The organism is Nocardia sp. NPDC050793 (genome assembly GCF_040654065.1).
Lineage (GTDB): Bacteria > Actinomycetota > Actinomycetes > Mycobacteriales > Mycobacteriaceae > Nocardia.
The window spans coordinates 794,409-812,434 of record NZ_JBFAHG010000001.1 but is presented as its reverse complement, the minus strand read 5'-3'; the positions used below and the strand labels follow the sequence as shown (position 1 = coordinate 812,434).

The window sequence follows — 18,026 nt, the reverse complement described above, 5'->3', positions numbered from 1 at the left end:
GGCTGGTCCGTCCCTCGTTTTCGATAGCGTTATGCCGCAAAGGCATTCGGCTGTTCCTCGGCAGCGTCATCGGCGTTCTCGCCGCGCGAGTCCGCGGTCCACAGCCCGATGATCGCCGCCGCGACCGCGATCAGTCCGCCGACCAGCAGCGCGCGCTGGAAGCCGTCGGTCATCGCGGCCCGCTGCGGCTCGCCCGCCGCCAGCTGCGCCGTGGTGCGGGAGGTGGCGATCGCGGTCAGCACGGCGATGCCGAGCGCGCCGCCGATCTGCTGGGCAGTGTTGAGCAGCGCGGCGGCCAGCCCGGCCTGCTCGGCGGGCACGCCGGCATTGGCGGCGGTGGTGTTCGCGACGAACACCGCGCCCGCGCCCACCGACATGACCAGCATGCCGGGCAGCAGGTGCGCCAGGTAGGACCCGTCGGTCGGAATGAACGACAACCACACGATGCCGAGACCGGTGATCGCCGCGCCGCCCACGATGACCGGCCGGGTGCCCACCCTGGCGAACAGTTTCGCCGAGAGTCCCGCCGCCACACCGATGGTGAGGCTCACCGGCAGATACGCCACGCCGGCCTTGAATTCGCCGTAGCCGAGCACCGACTGCATGTACAGCGTCACGAAGAAGAACATCGCGAGCATGCCCGCCGCGACGATCAGGTGTGTCAGGTTCGCCGCGGCGAGACCGCGGATGCGGAAGATCGACAGCGGCACCAGCGGATCGGCCGAGCGGTGCTCGTTGACCACGAAAGCGATGAGCAGCGCCGCCGCGCCGCCGAGCAGCGTCAGCGTCGTCGCGTCGCCCCAGCCGTGCTCCGGCGCCTTCACCAGGCCGTACACCAGCAGCATCAGGCCGCCGGTGCCCAGCGCGGTGCCGAAAAGGTCGAAGCCGCCGCGGATCTCGTTGCGCCGATCGTTCGGAACGAGCGCCGGGATGGCCGCGAGCACCAGCACGCAGACCGGTGTGTTGACGTAGAACACCCAGCGCCAGCCGGGGCCTTCGGCGAGCACGCCGCCGAGGAAGACGCCCGCCGCCGACGCCAGGCCCGCGGCGCCGCCCCACACGCTCAGCGCCGTGGTGCGGTCGCTTCCCTCGCGGAAGCTCGTGGTGAGGATGGACAGCGCGGCGGGCAGCATCAACGCCGCACCGACGCCCTGGGCCAGCCGCGCGCCGATCAGCAGTCCGCTGGCGTCGGCGAGTCCGCCGACCGCCGAGGCGACGGCGATGAGCAGCGTGCCCGCGACGAGCACGCGGCGTCGGCCGATCAGGTCGGCGAGGCGGCCGCCGAGCAGCATCAGCCCGCCGTAGGTGAGCAGATAGCCGCTGGTGACCCACTGCAGCGTCGACACGTCCATGCCGAGCTCGCGCTGAATGGTCGGCAGCGCGACATTGACGATCGAGCCGTCGACGAAGTCGAGGAACGCGACTGTGCACAGCAGCGCCAGCGTGAGCTTGCCGCGGCGGGTCGCGAGGTACGAGGGTGGTTCGGTCGGTGATCGCACTGTCGGGTCCTTCTCTGCGAGTTCGGACGGTTTTCGTCCTCTCGCAAACCAAGAGCCCGCGCCTCGGGGGGAGGTGACATCGCGAGAGTCAGATCACAATTCGCGGCCCCGATGTCACGTTTCGTGCCTCGAAACGCTCTCGAACAACGACAGCCGCGCGAGCTTTCCGGCACAGGAGGAACGATGATCGAGACCATGGACGAACAGGCGACGGAAGTCTTCGCCGAGCATCGCGAGCTGCTCTTCTCGATCGTGTACAACATGCTGGGCACCGTCACCGACACCGAGGACGTTTTGCAGGACACCTGGCTGGCTTGGGTGTCGCGCAACCGCTCCGACCTCGGCGAGATCACCAGTCCGCGCGCATACCTGGTCCGAATCGCGGTGAACAACGCGCTTTCCCGCCGGGAGGGTCTCGTCCGTCGGCGCGAGACCTACGTCGGCCCCTGGCTGCCCGAGCCGCTGGTCTCCGACACCCCCGAGATCAGGGACAGCGCGGACGCGGCCGATATCGCGTTGCGCGGTGAATCGGTGTCGCTGGCGATGCTCGTCGTCCTGGAGACGCTCACCCCGTTGGAGCGCGCAGTGTTCGTGCTGCACGAGGTGTTCGGCTATCCGCACGCCGAGATCGCCGCGATCCTCGGCCGCGAGACCCCTGCGATCCGCCAGCTCGCGCACCGGGCAAGGGATCACGTGCGGGCCAAGCGCCCGCGATATCAGGCCGATCCGCGGACCCAGCGGGCGGTGACCGAGCGCTTCCTCGCCGCTCAGCTCAGCGGGGACGTGACGGGCCTGCTGGAACTGCTCGCGCCGGACGTCACCTTCTTCTCCGACGGCGGCGGCGTGCTGCGGGCGGCGCTGCGGCCGGTGCACGGGCCGGACAAGGTCGCGCGTCTGATCACCAGCCCGATGGTGATCGCTTCCGTGCCCGACATGACCGTGCGGTTCGGGTGGACCAACGGCGAACCGTCCGCGATCGTGTACTCCGCCGGCGTGCTGCAAGCCGTCCTGGTGCTGGACATCGAGGCGGACACCGGAAAGGTGCGCGGCGTCTACGCGGTCCGCAACCCGGAGAAGCTGACCCACCTGCGCGGGTGAGGCTCAGCGCAGCATCCGCGGATACGGCAGATCGGTGCTGGTGTTCTCCGACATCGCAAGCGGACTGCCGATCTGCGGGAACGCCCGCTGCGGGCAGGCGGGCCGCTCGCACACCTTGCAGCCGGCGCCGATCGGCACCGCGGCGGCCGGGTCGTCCAGGTGCAGGCCGGTGGAATACACCAGGCGGTCGGCGTATTCGATGTCGCAGCCGAGTCCGAGGGCGAAATTCTTGGTGGCCGTGCCGAATCCGTGCGGGGCGATGAACGAGGTGCGGGCGATCCAGAGGTAGCGCCGTCCGTCGGGCATGGCGGCGATCTGGGTGAGGATGCGGCCTGGGTGCGCGAACGCCTCGTGCACCACCCACAGCGGGCAGCTGCCGCCAACGCGGGAGAAGTGGAAGGCCGTGGCGGACTGGCGTTTCGAGATGTTGCCCGCGCGGTCGGTGCGGACCAGGAAGAACGGCACGCCGCGCTGGCCCTGCCGCTGCAGGGTGCTCAGGCGGTGGCAGATGGTCTCGAAGCCGACCTCGAAACGCAGGCTCAGCAGGTCGATGTCGTAGCGCAGTTCCTCGGCCGAGCGCAGGAACCGGCCATAGGGCAGGATCAGCGCGCCCGCGAAGTAGTTGGCCAGCCCGATCCGAGCCAGCGCGCGGGATTCCCCGGTGAGCGAGGGGGTTTCCTCGAGCACCGCGTCCAGCTCGGCGCCGAAGAGCAGGAAGCCGAGTGTGGTCGCGATCTGGAAGGCGCGCTGCCCAGGCCGCAGCCTGCGGGCCAGCGTCAGCGTCCGGCTCTCTGGGTCGTAGTGGCGCTTCGGGATCGACGGGTCGGCGCCGTCGCCGCGCACCAGTACGGTCACCCCCGCCCGCTCCTCGGCGATCCTGGCCAGCTGCCGGTCCAGCGAGCCGATGGTCAGCCCGCTCTCTTCGAAGAGCTGTTCGGCGAGGTGATCGAGGTGCGGAATGTGATTGTGGTGGTCGTAGAAGAAATCGCGGACGTCCTCGTAGGGCATCGGGACGCCTGGTGCGCCGGTGGGCGCGGCCACCCGGGAGGAGAGCAGATCCAACTGGTCGGTGGCGGCGCGCAATCGGCGGTGCATGGCGACCAGCAGGCGGGCGACCTCCGGCTGTCTGGTGGCCAGCTCCTCGACCTCGGCCAGCGGCGCGCTGTCGCCGCCCGCCGCGTCGACGAGCACCTCGTGCAGATCGGAGACCAGTCTGGCGTCGGAGTCGGCGGCGAAGAACTGCACATCCAGGTCGAAGGTGGAGTTGAGCTTCAACAGCACCGGAATGGTGAGCGGTCGCTGGTCGCGTTCCAGCTGGTTGAGATAACTGGGCGAGAGATCGAGGGATTTCGCCAGAGCCGCCTGCGTCATCCGCCGTTCCTCGCGCAATCGCCGCAACCGGGCGCCCGCATACATCTTGCGCACGGGCGAATCCTAGCCGCATTGTCTTCGCAAACATCGCAGATTCGGCACTTCTCGCCCACAAAGATCGGCATTTGCAAGGGGTTCTTGCTTCGACGTTCGCTGCGTAGCGTGCGAAGAGAGGCCCTTGGGCCTGCCGAGCAGACCGTCTGGCACCGGAGGATGCATGAAGACTCATATCGTACGCGCTCGCGCCGCCGACGAGGCGTTTCCGCGTGGCGAACATCTGGCCGCGAAGATAGCGGAGGTGGCCGCGGATCCGGTCGAGGTGACCGACGAGGTGGCCGAGATGATCGTGAACCGCATCATCGACAACGCGGCCGTCGCCGCGGCCTCGGTGCTGCGGCGTCCGGTCACCAGCGCCCGCGCCCAGGCCACGGCGCACCCGTATCGACCGCGTGCGGGGCGGTCGGGTGGCACCGTCTTCGGATTGTCCAGGCAGACCAGGGTCTCCCCGGAGTGGGCCGCGTGGGCCAACGGGGTCGCGGTGCGGGAACTGGACTTCCACGACACCTTCCTCGCCGCGGAGTACTCGCACCCCGGCGACAACATCCCGCCGATCCTCGCCGTCGCCCAGCACACCGGGCGTACCGGCGCCGAGCTGATCCGCGGCCTGGCCACCGGCTATGAGATCCAGATCGATCTGGTGCGCGGAATCTGCCTGCACGAGCACAAGATCGACCACGTCGCGCATTTGGGACCCTCGGCCGCCGCGGGGATCGGTACGCTGCTCGAGCTGGACACCGAGACCATCTACCAGGCCATCGGTCAGGCACTGCACACCACCACCGCGACCAGGCAGTCGCGCAAGGGCGAGATCTCCAGCTGGAAGGCCTACGCACCGGCGTTCGCGGTCAAGATGGCCGTGGAGGCGGTGGATCGTGCGATGCGCGGTGAAGGCGCGCCCGCGCCGATCTGGGAGGGCGCCGACGGCGTCATCGCGTGGCTGCTCGGCGGAACCGGCGCCGAGTACCAGGTACCGCTGCCCGCCCCGGGCGAGGCGAAGCGGGCCATCCTGGACAGCTACACCAAGGAGCACTCGGCCGAGTACCAGAGCCAGGCCCCCATCGACCTGGCCCGCCGGATGCGCTCGCGCATCGGCGATCTCGATCGGATCGCGTCCATCGTTCTGCACACCAGCCACCACACCCACGTGGTGATCGGCACCGGCTCCGGCGATCCGCAGAAGTTCGACCCGCACGCCAGCCGCGAAACCCTGGACCACTCCGTTCCTTATATCTTCGCGGTGGCGCTGCAAGACGGCGGCTGGCACCACGAGCACTCCTACACCCCCGAGCGTGCGCAGCGGCCGGACACCGTCGAGCTGTGGCACAAGATCTCCACGGTCGAGGATCCGGAATGGACGCGCCGCTACCACTCGACCGACCCGAACGAGAAGGCATTCGGCGCGCGTGCGGTGGTGACGCTGAAAAGCGGCGAGACCATCGCCGACGAGCTGGCCGTCGCCGACGCGCACCCGCTCGGCGCGCGTCCGTTCGCCCGCGCCCAGTACATCGAAAAGTTTCGGACGCTGGCCGACGGGGTAGTAGATCCTGCGGAGCAGGACCGTTTTCTCGACGCGGCGCAACGCACCACGAAACTCGATGCGGGCGAACTCGATCAGCTGACGTTCACCGTGGCGCCCGAGGTCCTCGGCCGGGCACCGGAGGTTCGTGAGGGGATCTTCTGATGCCCGACCAACTCCATTCCGGCCTGATGGCCGCCGCGACCACCGCAGCCGACAAGCGGGCGGTTTTCCGCGCCGGACTGACCTCCCGTCGCATCCAGCGCCTGCCCGGCGCTTTCAACCCGCTGGTGGCCACGGTGATCCAGCGGATCGGCTTCGAGGGCGTGTACGTCTCCGGCGCGGTGGTGTCGGCCGAATTGGCGCTGCCCGACATCGGTTTGACCACCCTGACCGAGGTGGTCGAGCGCGGTCGGCAGATCGCAAGGGTGACCGATCTGCCCGTGCTCATCGACGCCGACACCGGTTTCGGCGAGCCGATGAACGCCGCGCGCACGGTGACCATGCTCGAGGACGCGGGCCTGGCGGGCTGCCACATCGAGGACCAAGTCAACCCCAAGCGCTGCGGCCACCTCGACGGCAAGGCCGTTGTGCCGGTGGACGACATGGTGCGCAGGCTGCGCGCCGCCGTCTCGGCGCGCCGCGACCCCGGCTTCGTCATCTGCGCCAGGACCGACGCGCGCGGCACCGAAGGACTGGACGCAGCCATCGATCGCGCCAAGGCCTACGCCGACGCGGGCGCGGACCTGATCTTCACCGAGGCGCTGGCCGACGCGGCCGAGTTCGCGAAGTTCCGTGCCGCCGTGGATGTTCCGCTGCTTGCCAACATGACCGAGTTCGGCAAGTCCGAACTGCTCTCGGCGCGGACGCTGGAGGAGCTCGGCTACAACGCGGTGATCTACCCGGTGACCGCGCTGCGGCTGGCGATGTACGCGGTGGAACAGGGACTTGCCGAGGTCGCCGAGACCGGAACGCAATCCGGTCTGCTCGACCGCATGCAGCACCGCGCGCGGCTCTACGAACTTCTCGACTACCAGCGCTACAACGACTTCGACTCCGGAATATTCACCTTCACGCTGAGCGAGTGAACCATGACCGAGATCAGAAAGGGCCTGGCCGGGGTGGTGGTCGACACCACCACCGTCTCCAAGGTCGTGCCCGAGACCAATTCGCTGACCTACCGCGGCTACGCGGTCCAGGATCTGGCGGCGCACTGTAGCTTCGAGGAGGTCGCCTACCTGCTCTGGTACGGCGAACTTCCCGACGTCGCCCAACTCGAGCTGCTGTGCCAGCGTGAGCGCGCGCAGCGGCGGATCGACCGGTCGATTCTGTCGCTGATCGAGAAGATGCCCGACACCTGCCACCCGATGGACGTCGTCCGCACGGTGGTGAGTTACCTCGGTGCGGAGGACGCCGGCACCGACCCGGACGGTGTCGCCGCGCCGAAAGACCTGCTGGCCAGGGCATTACGGCTGACCGCTGTGTTGCCGACGGTCGTCGCCGCCGACATGCGCCGCCGCCGCGGCCTCGATCCCATCGCGCCGCACTCGCACCTCGGCTTCGCCGAGAACTTCCTGACCATGTGCTTCGGCGAGGTGCGGGACCAGCGGATCGTCCGCGCCTTCGAGGCGTCGCTGATCCTGTACGCCGAGCACGGTTTCAACGCCTCCACTTTCGCCGCCCGCGTGGTCACCTCCACCCGCTCCGATCTCTACAGCGCGGTCACCGCCGCGATCGGCGCGCTCAAGGGCCCGCTGCACGGCGGCGCCAACGAAGCCGTGATGCACACGATGCTGGAGATCGGCGAGCCGGAGCGCGCGGCGGACTGGTTGCGCGGCAAGCTCGCCGCCAAGCAGAAGGTGATGGGCTTCGGGCACCGCGTCTACAAGAACGGCGACTCCCGGGTGCCCACCATGAAGGCGGCGCTGGACGACGTGGCCGCGGTGACCGGCGGTGCGCGCTGGCTGCGGATGTACGACGAGCTGGAGCGAACTATGTTCGAGGCCACCGGCATCCGCCCGAACCTCGACTTCCCGGCCGGGCCCGCGTACTACTTGATGGGTTTCGACATCGAGATGTTCACGCCGATTTTCGTGCTGAGCCGCATCACCGGCTGGACCGCGCACATCGCCGAGCAGTCGGCGGCCAACGCGCTCATCCGTCCGCTGTCGGAGTACACGGGGGTGCCGCAGCGCGAGCTGCTCGTCGCGAGCGGGGTGGGGCAGCGATAGGAGTCATGGCCGGGCGAACTCCGCAACGGCCACGGCCGAGGCGGGGCTACACCTGCCACAAAGGTTTCGTACGCGCCACATAGGCACCGGCTATGTGGTGCGTGCAGAACGTGTGTGGGACGCCTCCGCGCGGCGCGAGCGCGGGCCGATCGGCGCAACCGCTGTTGAACCAAGCAATTGTTTGGTTGAATCGGTTGATCGACCCGATGCCCCGCCCGGCGCCAAGGAAGCGAGCGTTGCCATGACCGGTCCCGACGAACTCGTCCGCGCGATGTGCCAGAGCTGGTCTGATCCCGACCCCGATCGGATCAGCTCGTACTTCGCCGAAGACGCCGTCTACCACAACATTCCGATGGAGCCGATCGTCGGCCGCACCGCCATCCGCGATTTCATCGCCGGCTTCCTCACCACCTTCGACGCCATCGATTTCGACATCCACCACCAGGTGACCTCCGGCAACGTCGTCATGAACGAGCGCACCGACACCTTGCGCGGCAACGGCCGCGACACCCCACTGCCCGTCATGGGCGTCTTCGAAGTACACAACGGCGCCATCACCGCCTGGCGCGACTACTTCGACATGGCCGCCATCAACCGCGCCTTCGGCCTCCCGGGCTGAGGTCGATCCGACCTTGCGTCCGGCGCGCTCTTCCATGCGATGCGCGCGGAATCCGACTACGGCGGTGACGGGAGTGAGGCCGTCAGCCGGTCGCGGAGTGTGGGCCAGTCGAGGTGGGCCTGTTCGGCCCCGGGTACCGCCAGGAGTGCGGTGCCGCGCAACGTGGCGAGGGTGGTCAGCAACCATTCGTGGAAGCCGTCTCGCGCCGCAACCTCGGGAACGAGCTCGCCGGCCAGATCGCCGACGGCGGTAGTCGCGAGGTTCGCCAGCATGGCCGCAACGTCGGCGAGATCCGCATCGTTGCGGCCGACGGCGTACAGCTCGAGCAGTGCACGGCTTATCGGCAGGTTGTGGACCTCCCACAGCAAGTCGAGCAGTGCCTCGAACCGCCCGGCGCCCGGCGGCAACGGGCCGACCTCGGCCTGCACATCGGCCACGTAGCGTTCGACGATGCGCTCGAGAGCGGCCTTCACCAACGCGGCCTTCGTCGGGTAGTAGTGCTGCATCGCGCCCTGGCTGACACCGGCACGAGCGGCCACCGCTGCAGCGCTCAACGCGACGAACCCCTGCTCGACGAGCATCGATACCGTCGCCCCGAGCAGCCGATCCTGAGTCTCTGCTCGTCGTTCGGCTTGGCTTCGCCGTGGTGTCGTCTTGACTCTGGTCACAATCCACAAGGCTAGTACCCCACTTGCAAGTTGCTAACTTGTATCTTACCGTTTGCGCATGCCGTCCCCATCGAGCAATGCGCGAGGACTAGCGAACCGCGCCTTTCCGTCCCTCGCTTCCCTGGTCGTCCTCGGCGCCATGCTCACCGAGTCAGCGCTGCGGGATTTCCTGCTGGTGAACGTCGGCGTCCAGTTCGCCATCTTTGTCGGCGCTGCCTGCATCCCGGGGTGGCGCACTCTCCGGATGTCCTATGTCGACATCGCATGGCCATGGGGGCTCGTTGCCCTCGGCGTCCTGACGCTCGCGATGAGTGACAGATCCCCGCTCGCCATAGCTGTGGCCGTCGTCTTCCTGGTTATGGGCGGACGCATGGGTATCGCTGCACTGGTCCTCTGGCGCCACGGCGAACTCGACCGTGAGCTGCCGCGCTATCGGTTCCAGCGAAAGCGGTGGGCAAAGGCCACCCTGGGCAGCGAGCGGCTCGACATCGTAGCCGAGATCCTGGTCCAGGCATTCTCGAACATCACCGTCATGGCCGTACCGGCAGCGCTGGTGATCGCGATCGACGGTGCCGGAATGAGCGCAGTCGCAGCGGCAGGCATCATCTTGTGGGCGGTGTCGTGGGTACTGGAGTCGGTCGCCGACTTTCAGAAAATCCGTTTCGTCCGGTCGATGTCGAGGACGAATACGCGGGGGCATTGCGACGTCGGACTCTGGAAGTACAGCCGACACCCCAACTACTTCTTCCAGTGGATGCAGTGGAACGCGATCATCGTCCTGTGCTTGCCGGTGCTGCGCCGAGCATTCGACGAATTCACGCCCGTCGCGGCGATCGGCGCCAGCCTCGGGCTGTTCGCGCTGTCGGCGATCATGTACTGGTGTCTCGTGTACTACACCGGCGCTGTCCCGGCCGAGTACTACAGCGCGCAGAAGAGGCCGGGCTACCGCGACTACCAGGCACGGACCAACCGATTCATGCCCGGGTTCCGTCGCCACAGTGCTTCCGTTAGCGACACACTGTGAGCTGAGGGCGTCAACTTTCGGCTCGGCAGTGGCGCGACTTGGCGCCCAGATCTGCAGGGCATGCTCATCCCAGTACGCGTAGTACGACGACCGCCCGACGGGCGATGGATGGCGTCATAAGACCGGCGTTGACGATCAGCCGAAAATCGTTGTTGGCTGACCGGTGGAGATCACCTGCCGCACCGAGGATCTCCGCGGGGGGAACCGAACGGACGCGGCGCGCGTCGAACAAAGCAAGTGGGGAGCAAGGTTTCGTCGATGTGTGAGGAGGGGTGACATGGAAAGGTCGAGGTGTGTGCCGTCGTGGCGGCAAGGGGTGAGTCCCAGGGCGCGGGTGCGTCCGGTGCGGGAGGCGGGGGAGGCTTGCGAGAGTTACACGCCGAGAAAGCGGCGGCAGCAAGGGCGTCCGGCGGAGGGAGAGTGAGATCGCTTCTGGCCGAGAGGTGCAGCCGGGGGCCGGGGGAGGTCGAGTCCGCCGGGGGGCGGGTGAGATTCGGTGCACAGCGGCCGGGCCGCGCGGGAAGCGCGGCCCGGCCTTCGTGCTAGCGCACCGCCTTGGCCGCGGCCACCATGTTGCGCAGCGAGGCCTCCACCTCCACCGGTCCGCGGGTCTTCAGACCGCAGTCCGGGTTCACCCAGAGCCGCTCGGCGGGAACGGCTTTCAGCGCGGCGCGCAGCGAGGCGGTGATCTCCTCGACGCTCGGCACCCGTGGGGAGTGGATGTCGTAGACGCCAGGACCCACGCCCAGGTCGAAGCCCGCGGCGTTGAGGTCGTCGAGCACCTCCATGTGCGAGCGGGCCGCCTCGATGGAGGTCACGTCGGCGTCGAGCCCCGCGATCGCATCGATCACCTCACCGAACTCCGAATAGCACAGGTGGGTGTGGATCTGGGTGGCGTCGGAGACGCCGGAGGTCGCCAGGCGGAACGAGCCCACCGACCAGTCCAGGTACGCGGGCTGGTCGGCGGCGCGCAACGGGAGCAGCTCGCGTAGTGCGGGTTCGTCGACCTGGATGATGCGGATGCCCGCGGACTGGAGATCGACCGTCTCGTCCCGGATCGCCAGCGCCACCTGGCGCGCCGAATCGGCCAGCGGCTGGTCGTCGCGCACGAACGACCAGGCGAGAATGGTGACCGGCCCGGTCAGCATGCCCTTGACCGGCTTGTCGGTCAGCGACTGGGCGTAGGCGATCCAGTCCACCGTCATCGGTGTGCGGCGAGTGACGTCGCCGAACAGGATCGGCGGCCGCACGCAGCGGGTGCCGTAGGACTGCACCCAGCCGTTCTCGGTGGCGGCGAAACCGTCGAGCTGCTCGGCGAAGTACTGCACCATGTCGTTGCGCTCCGGCTCGCCGTGCACGAGCACGTCCAAGCCCAGCTTCTCCTGCAGCGCGACGACGTCCGCGATCTCGGAACGCATCCGGCGCACGTACTCGGTCTCATCGATCTCGCCCTTGCGCAGCGCCGCCCTGGCCAGTCGGATCTCCGAGGTCTGCGGGTAGGAGCCGATCGTGGTGGTGGGCAGCGAGGGCAGATCGAGCCGGTGCGCCTGCAGCGCGCGACGTTCGTCGGCGGGCGCGCGCCGGGTGGCATCCGGACCGAGCGCGTTGAGCCTGGCCCGCACCTGCGCATCGGAGAGCCGCGGGTCGGCGGTGCGCGACGCCGCGGCGGCGCGCGCGGCGGCGAGCTCGTCCGCGATGGCCTGGGTGCCCTGCGCCAAAGCCGTTGCCAGCAGACGCACTTCGGTCACCTTTTCGGCGCCGAAGGCCAGCCAGGAGCGCAGCCGCTCGTCCAGCCCGGTCTCGGGCGCCAGCGAATACGGCACGTGCAGCAGCGAGCAAGAGCTCGACACCGCCACCGACGACGCGCTGCCGAGCAGCGTGCCGAGGGTGGACAACGCGCGATCCAGGTCGGTGCGCCACACGTTGCGTCCGTCGACCACGCCTGCGACCAGCAGCTTGTCCGCCAGCGACGGCAGCGAGGCCACCGCGGACAGGTCCAGCGCCGAGGTGAAGTCCAGAGCGATGCCCTCGACGGCGGTGCCCGCCAGCGCCGGCAGCGCCTCGCCGGGCGTGCCGAAGTAAGTGGCGACCAGGATCGCGGGCCGCTCGCTCGCCTCGGCGAGCTCGGTGTAGGTGCGCCGCACCAGCTCGATCTCGGCCTCGGTGAGATCGGTGACCAGTACCGGCTCGTCGATCTGCACCCACGCCGCACCCGCGGCGGCCAGCTGCCGCAGCAGGTCGCGGTAGAGCGGCACCAGCTCGCCGAGCCGGTCGAGCGCCGCTCCGCCGGTGCTCTTTGCCAGCTTCAGGAAGGTGATCGGCCCGACCACCACCGGGCGCGCGGGTACGCCGAGTTCGAGCGCCTCGCGCAGTTCGTCGAGCAGCTTCTCCGGATGCAACGCGAAGGTCGTCTCCGCGCCGATCTCGGGAACGAGGTAGTGGTAGTTGGTGTCGAACCACTTGGTCATCTCCAGCGGCTCCACGGTGTCGGTGCCGCGGGCCGCCGCGAAGTACCGGTCGAGCGGATCGGCGATCCCGGCGACCCGGGTCGGCAGTGCGCCGAGCAGCACGGCGGTGTCGAGCACCTGGTCGTAGTAGGAGAAGGTGCCGACCGGGATCGAGTCGAGTCCGGCCGCCTGCAGCTCGGCGAACTGGGTGCGCCGCAGGTCGCGGGCGACGGCGTGCAGCTGCTCGGCGTCGATGCGCCCGGCCCAGTACGACTCGGTGGCGCGCTTCAACTCCCGGCGCGGTCCCACGCGCGGTAGCCCGGGAACCGTCGCGGTGAAAGGGGTGTGCTGAGAAACAGTCACGGTGTGCTCCAGTGCTTTTCAGGTCGTGAGCCATCGCCATGCGAGCACGCGGCGACCAGCCGACGTCGCGGGCAGCCGTGTGGAAACGGAGCCCGGAAAGTCAGCACTGGTGGTCCGCGCGCTCAATCCACGAGGCGGTGGCCGCCGGATACGGCGTATCCGGCACGGCTGGCAGGTCTTCGGACTCGCGGGCACCGGCTGCGGAGCTGTGCTCCCGCCGACCTACTTGCCGTCGCTTCCCAGGCGTGCGCCCAGTGCGTGATGACGGTGTTCGTTCCTGCTCACCGCTGCGGGACAGTCCCGGATTCCCACCGGGTTCCCTCTCGCCCGCCGCCCGGAGGACCGGGAACGGGTTTCGACTCCGGGCGCGCGACGTCGGGGCTCCATCTCGTCGGGCGCACTGGAGAACCAGCTGCGTTGTCCAGCATAAACGGGCGCCGGGGTATTCCGTGCGCACCCCCGGCTCCCCGCACCGACCGAGCGTGGCGGCGGTGAGATGTGACGCCAGGATGAACGCAACTTCGCAAGCCTGCTAGGTCCCGTTGTGAAGATTGCTGCGAAGGGGACTTCCCTGTCGGCGCTGTATCCGGGGCCGGGTACCTTGGTTCAATGTTCTCGAAAGTCTTGGTTGCCAATCGCGGCGAGATCGCCATCCGCGCCTTCCGCGCGGCCTACGAACTCGGCATCGGGACGGTCGCCGTTTTCCCATACGAGGACCGCAATTCGGTCCATCGTTTGAAGGCCGCGGAGTCCTATCAGATCGGGGAGCAGGGCCATCCGGTCCGCGCTTACCTCTCCATCGAGGCGATCATCGACGCGGCCAAGACCGCGGGCGCCGACGCCATCTACCCGGGGTACGGATTCCTCTCGGAGAACCCCGATTTGGCGGCGGCCTGCGCGCGCGAGGGCATCACCTTCATCGGTCCCACGGCCGAGGTACTGGAACTGGCGGGCAACAAGGCGCGCGCCATCGAGGCGGCACGGGCGGCCGGGCTTCCGGTGCTGAAGTCCAGCGCGCCGTCGGCGGACGTGGACGAACTGCTCGCCGCGTCAGCCGAACTCGAGTACCCGATCTTCGTCAAGGCGGTCGCGGGCGGCGGCGGTCGCGGCATGCGCCGGGTCGCGGCGCCCGAGCAGCTGCGCGAATCGATCGAGGCGGCGTCGCGCGAGGCCGAGTCCGCGTTCGGCGACCCGACCGTGTTCCTCGAGCAGGCGGTGGTGAACCCGCGCCACATCGAGGTACAGATCCTGGCCGACCAGCACGGCAACGTCATGCACCTGTTCGAGCGCGACTGTTCGGTGCAGCGCCGCCACCAGAAGGTGATCGAGCTGGCGCCCGCGCCCAACCTCGACCCGGCGCTGCGCGAACGCATCTGCGCCGACGCGGTGGCCTTCGCCCGCCAGATCGGCTACAGCTGTGCGGGCACCGTGGAGTTCCTGCTCGACGAGCGCGGCAACCACGTCTTCATCGAGATGAACCCGCGCATCCAGGTCGAGCACACGGTCACCGAGGAGATCACCGACGTCGACCTCGTGCAGTCGCAGCTGCGTATCGCGGCCGGGGAGACACTCGCCGACCTGGGCCTGAGCCAGGATTCCGTGGCCATTCGCGGCGCGGCGCTGCAGTGCCGCATCACCACCGAGGACCCGGCCAACGGCTTCCGCCCCGACACCGGGCGCATCACCGCCTACCGCACCCCCGGCGGCGCGGGCATCCGCCTGGACGGCGGCGCCAACCTCGGCGCGGAGATCGGCGCCTACTTCGATTCCATGCTGGTCAAGCTGACCTGCCGCGGCCGTGACCTGCCCGCCGCGGCGGCCAGGGCCCGGCGCGCGCTCGCGGAGTTCCGCATCCGCGGCGTCACCACCAACATCCCGTTCCTGCTCGCGGTGCTCGACGACCCCGACTTCAAGGTGGGCCGGGTCACCACCTCGTTCATCGACGAGCGCCCGCAGCTGCTGACGCTGCGCCAGTCCGCCGACCGCGGCACCAAGATCCTCGAGTACCTGGCCGACATCACCGTCAACAAGCCGCACGGTGAGCGGCCGACCACGGTCTACCCGCACGACAAGCTGCCCGCCATCGATCTGAGCGTGCCGCCGCCGGACGGCTCGCGGCAGCGGCTGCTTCGCCTCGGTCCGGAGGGTTTCGCGCAGGCGCTGCGCGAGCAGAAGGCGGTCGGCATCACCGACACCACCTTCCGCGACGCGCACCAGTCGCTGCTGGCCACCCGCGTGCGGTCCAACGGTCTGCTGCAGGTCGCCGGGCACGTCGCGCGGATGACCCCGGAGCTGCTCTCGGTCGAGTGCTGGGGCGGCGCGACCTACGACGTGGCGCTGCGCTTCCTCTACGAGGACCCGTGGGAGCGGCTGGCCGCGCTGCGTGAGGCGATCCCGAACATCTGCCTGCAGATGCTGCTGCGCGGGCGCAACACCGTCGGCTACACCCCGTACCCGGAGCAGGTGACCCGGTCGTTCGTCTCCGAGGCGACGGCCACCGGTATCGATATCTTCCGCATCTTCGACGCGCTCAACAACGTCGACCAGATGCGCCCCGCCATCGACGCCGTGCGCGAAACCGGCACCGCCATCGCCGAAGTCGCGATGAGCTACACCGGCGATCTGTCGAACCCGAACGAGAACCTCTACACCCTCGACTACTACCTCAAGCTGGCCGAGCAGATCGTGGACGCGGGCGCGCACGTGCTCGCGATCAAGGACATGGCAGGCCTGCTGCGCGCGCCCGCGGCCGCGACCCTGGTCACCGCGCTGCGCAGCAACTTCGATCTGCCGGTGCACGTGCACACCCACGACACCCCCGGCGGTCAGCTGGCCACCTACCTGGCCGCCTGGCAGGCGGGCGCCGACGCGGTGGACGGCGCGAGCGCGGCCATGGCGGGCACCACCAGTCAGCCCGCGCTGTCGGCGATCGTCGCCGCGGCGGCCAACAGCGAGTTCGACACCGGGCTGGATCTGCAGAACGTGTGCGATCTGGAGCCGTACTGGGAGGCGCTGCGAAAGGTGTACGCGCCCTTCGAGTCCGGGCTGCCCGCCCCGACCGGGCGCGTCTACACCCACGAGATCCCCGGCGGTCAGCTGTCGAACCTGCGCCAGCAGGCCATCGCGCTCGGCCTCGGCGATCGATTCGAGGAGGTCGAGGCCAAGTACGCCGCCGCCGACCGCCTGCTCGGTCGCCTGGTGAAGGTGACGCCGTCGTCGAAGGTCGTCGGCGACCTCGCGCTGGCACTGGTGGGCACCGGCGTCGACATCGAGGACTTCGCCGCCGATCCCGGCCGCTACGACATCCCCGACTCGGTGATCGGCTTCCTGCGCGGCGAACTCGGCACCCCGGCGGGCGGCTGGCCCGAGCCGTTCCGCAGCAAGGCGCTCGCCGGACGTGGCGCGGCCAAGCCGGAGACGCCGCTCTCGCCCGCGGATCAGGCCGGGCTGGAAGCTGATTCGGCGCAGCGGCGCGCCACGCTCAACCGCCTGCTGTTCCCCGGCCCGACCACGGAATTCCTCACCCACCGCGAAAAGTACGGCGACACTTCGGGGCTCAGCGCCAACCAGTTCTTCTACGGACTGCGCCGCGGCGAGGAACACCGGGTGCAGCTGGAGAAGGGCGTCACCCTGCTGATCGGGCTGGAGGCCATCTCCGAGCCCGACGAGCGCGGAATGCGCACGGTGATGTGCATTCTCAACGGCCAGCTGCGGCCGGTCGCGGTGCGCGACAGGTCCATCGCCAGCGAGATCCCGGTGGCGGAGAAGGCCGACAAGACCAACCCCGGCCATATCGCCGCGCCGTTCGCGGGCGTCGTCACCCTGGCGGTCGCCGAGGGCGACACCGTCGAGACCGGCGACACCATCGCCACCATCGAGGCCATGAAGATGGAGGCCGCCATCACCGCGCCGCGCGCGGGCACCGTCGGTCGCATCGCGATCGGCAAGGTGCAGCAGGTCGAGGGCGGTGACCTGCTGGTCGAACTGGCCGTGCGCGAGTCGACCGCGGAATGACGCGGATCGTCGCGGGCGCGGCGGGCGGGCGGCGCCTCCGGGTGCCGCCCGCGGGTACCAGGCCCACCTCCGACCGGGTGCGCGAGGCGCTGTTCAGCGCGCTCGACGCCAGGATGGATCTGGACGGCGCGCGGGTGCTCGACCTGTACGCGGGCTCGGGCGCGCTCGGGCTGGAGGCGCTCTCCCGCGGCGCGTCCTACGCGCTGCTCGTCGAATCGGATCGCAAGGCGGCGGCCGTGGTGCGCGGCAACATCGCCGACCTCGGCCTGCCCGGCGCGGAACTGCGTGTCGGGCCGGTCGCCGCGGTGCTCGCCCAAGGCGGCGCGGGACGGTTCGATCTGGTGCTGTCCGACCCGCCCTACGACGTGGACACCGCGGCGGTGACCGCCGACCTGGTCGCGCTCGCCGACGGCGCCTGGTTGCACCCCGACGCGCTGATCGTCGTCGAACGGTCCAGCCGCTCGCCCGAAATCGATTGGCCCGCAGCCTTCGTCGCCGCCAAGCCGCGCCGCTACGGCGAAACCCGCCTGGAACTGGCCGACTACCGGCCGTGACCGGGTGGTAGCGTCGGCTCATGGCTGGAGCACTGTGTCCCGGATCGTTCGATCCGGTCACCAACGGGCATCTCGACGTATTCGCCCGCGCGGCGGCGCAATTCGACGAGGTCGTGGTGACCGTGATGGTGAACCCGAAGAAGCAGGGCATGTTCACCGTCGAGGAGCGGATGGAGATGCTGCGCGAGGCGACCGCGCACCTGCCGAACCTGCGGGTCGCCTCCTGGCAGGGCCTGACCGTGGACTTCGCCAGGGAACAGGGCATCACCGCCATTGTCAAAGGTCTGCGCGACGCGGGCGATTTCGGCTACGAACTGCAGATGGCCCAGATGAACAAGAAGCTCTCCGGGGTCGACACCTTCTTCATCGCCACCAACCCGACCTTGAGCTTCCTGTCCAGCTCGCTGGTCAAGGAGGTGGCCACCTACGGCGGCGACGTCAGCGACATGCTTCCGCCGTCGGTGCACAAGCGACTGCTCGACCGCCTCGCCGAACGGCGCGGCTGAGCCTCGGACAGACAACCGCCCCGGTTCCGAATTCGGAACCGGGGCGGATTCGTTCG

Annotated in this window: 13 protein-coding genes and 1 riboswitch; of the genes, 9 read left to right on the top strand and 4 right to left on the bottom strand. The window is 69.1% G+C overall.

The annotated features are described in order from the left end of the window. Window positions 1-29 precede the first annotated feature (29 nt). Window positions 30-1,499, bottom strand: coding sequence for an MFS transporter (locus AB0H50_RS03665; protein ID WP_357446147.1), 1,470 nt, complete (start codon window positions 1,497-1,499; stop codon window positions 30-32). Window positions 1,500-1,682: 183 nt separating this feature from the next. Between AB0H50_RS03665 and sigJ the strand changes: the two genes are divergently transcribed. Continuing rightward, window positions 1,683-2,597 (top strand): RNA polymerase sigma factor SigJ, encoded by a 915-nt coding sequence (gene sigJ, locus AB0H50_RS03660; RefSeq protein WP_357446144.1) that lies wholly within the window; start codon window positions 1,683-1,685, stop codon window positions 2,595-2,597. Window positions 2,598-2,600: 3 nt separating this feature from the next. Here sigJ and AB0H50_RS03655 read toward each other — a convergent pair whose 3' ends face one another. Next, on the bottom strand, window positions 2,601-4,022 hold the full coding sequence (locus AB0H50_RS03655; protein ID WP_357446141.1) for a short-chain fatty acyl-CoA regulator family protein: 1,422 nt from the start codon (window positions 4,020-4,022) through the stop codon (window positions 2,601-2,603). A gap of 163 nt (window positions 4,023-4,185) precedes the next feature. Here AB0H50_RS03655 and prpD point away from each other — a divergent pair, with 163 nt between their 5' ends. From prpD to AB0H50_RS03635, 4 genes are all read left to right on the top strand, one after another. Next, a complete protein-coding gene (gene prpD / locus AB0H50_RS03650; RefSeq protein WP_357446138.1) occupies window positions 4,186-5,709 on the top strand; it encodes a 2-methylcitrate dehydratase PrpD in 1,524 nt (507 codons plus the stop codon). Beyond that, entirely contained in the window at window positions 5,709-6,632 is a 924-nt protein-coding gene (gene prpB, locus AB0H50_RS03645) for a methylisocitrate lyase (RefSeq protein WP_357446135.1), read from the top strand. Before prpD ends, prpB begins: the two co-directional genes overlap by 1 nt. Before the next feature lie 3 nt (window positions 6,633-6,635). Further along, entirely contained in the window at window positions 6,636-7,775 is a 1,140-nt protein-coding gene (locus AB0H50_RS03640) for a bifunctional 2-methylcitrate synthase/citrate synthase (protein ID WP_357446132.1), read from the top strand. Window positions 7,776-8,016: 241 nt separating this feature from the next. Continuing rightward, complete coding sequence (locus AB0H50_RS03635; RefSeq protein WP_357446129.1) at window positions 8,017-8,394, top strand: limonene-1,2-epoxide hydrolase family protein; 378 nt, start codon at window positions 8,017-8,019, stop codon at window positions 8,392-8,394. 56 nt (window positions 8,395-8,450) lie between these two features. Here AB0H50_RS03635 and AB0H50_RS03630 read toward each other — a convergent pair whose 3' ends face one another. Beyond that, complete coding sequence (locus AB0H50_RS03630) at window positions 8,451-9,062, bottom strand: TetR/AcrR family transcriptional regulator (protein ID WP_357446126.1); 612 nt, start codon at window positions 9,060-9,062, stop codon at window positions 8,451-8,453. A gap of 175 nt (window positions 9,063-9,237) precedes the next feature. Here AB0H50_RS03630 and AB0H50_RS03625 point away from each other — a divergent pair, with 175 nt between their 5' ends. After that, window positions 9,238-10,086, top strand: a complete 849-nt coding sequence (locus AB0H50_RS03625; RefSeq protein ID WP_357446123.1) for a DUF1295 domain-containing protein — start codon at window positions 9,238-9,240, stop codon at window positions 10,084-10,086. Between the two features lie 542 nt (window positions 10,087-10,628). Here the strand turns inward: AB0H50_RS03625 and metE are convergent. After that, the gene (gene metE, locus AB0H50_RS03620) at window positions 10,629-12,896 is read right to left on the bottom strand and encodes a 5-methyltetrahydropteroyltriglutamate--homocysteine S-methyltransferase (RefSeq protein ID WP_357446120.1); all 2,268 of its coding nucleotides are present in this window, start codon (window positions 12,894-12,896) and stop codon (window positions 10,629-10,631) included. A 152-nt stretch (window positions 12,897-13,048) separates the two neighbouring features. Next, a riboswitch (cobalamin riboswitch) is annotated at window positions 13,049-13,258 on the bottom strand. Between the two features lie 247 nt (window positions 13,259-13,505). Here metE and AB0H50_RS03615 point away from each other — a divergent pair. The 3 genes from AB0H50_RS03615 to coaD are packed head-to-tail and all read left to right on the top strand — an operon-like array spanning window position 13,506 to window position 17,970. Continuing rightward, window positions 13,506-16,910 (top strand): pyruvate carboxylase, encoded by a 3,405-nt coding sequence (locus AB0H50_RS03615; protein ID WP_357446118.1) that lies wholly within the window; start codon window positions 13,506-13,508, stop codon window positions 16,908-16,910. Then, window positions 16,907-17,464: a 16S rRNA (guanine(966)-N(2))-methyltransferase RsmD gene (gene rsmD, locus AB0H50_RS03610; RefSeq protein ID WP_357446115.1), complete on the top strand. Its 558-nt coding sequence runs from the start codon at window positions 16,907-16,909 to the stop codon at window positions 17,462-17,464. The genes AB0H50_RS03615 and rsmD overlap by 4 nt, the downstream gene beginning before the upstream one ends. Before the next feature lie 20 nt (window positions 17,465-17,484). Next, window positions 17,485-17,970: a pantetheine-phosphate adenylyltransferase gene (gene coaD / locus AB0H50_RS03605; protein WP_357446112.1), complete on the top strand. Its 486-nt coding sequence runs from the start codon at window positions 17,485-17,487 to the stop codon at window positions 17,968-17,970. The last annotated feature ends 56 nt before the right edge of the window (window positions 17,971-18,026 follow it).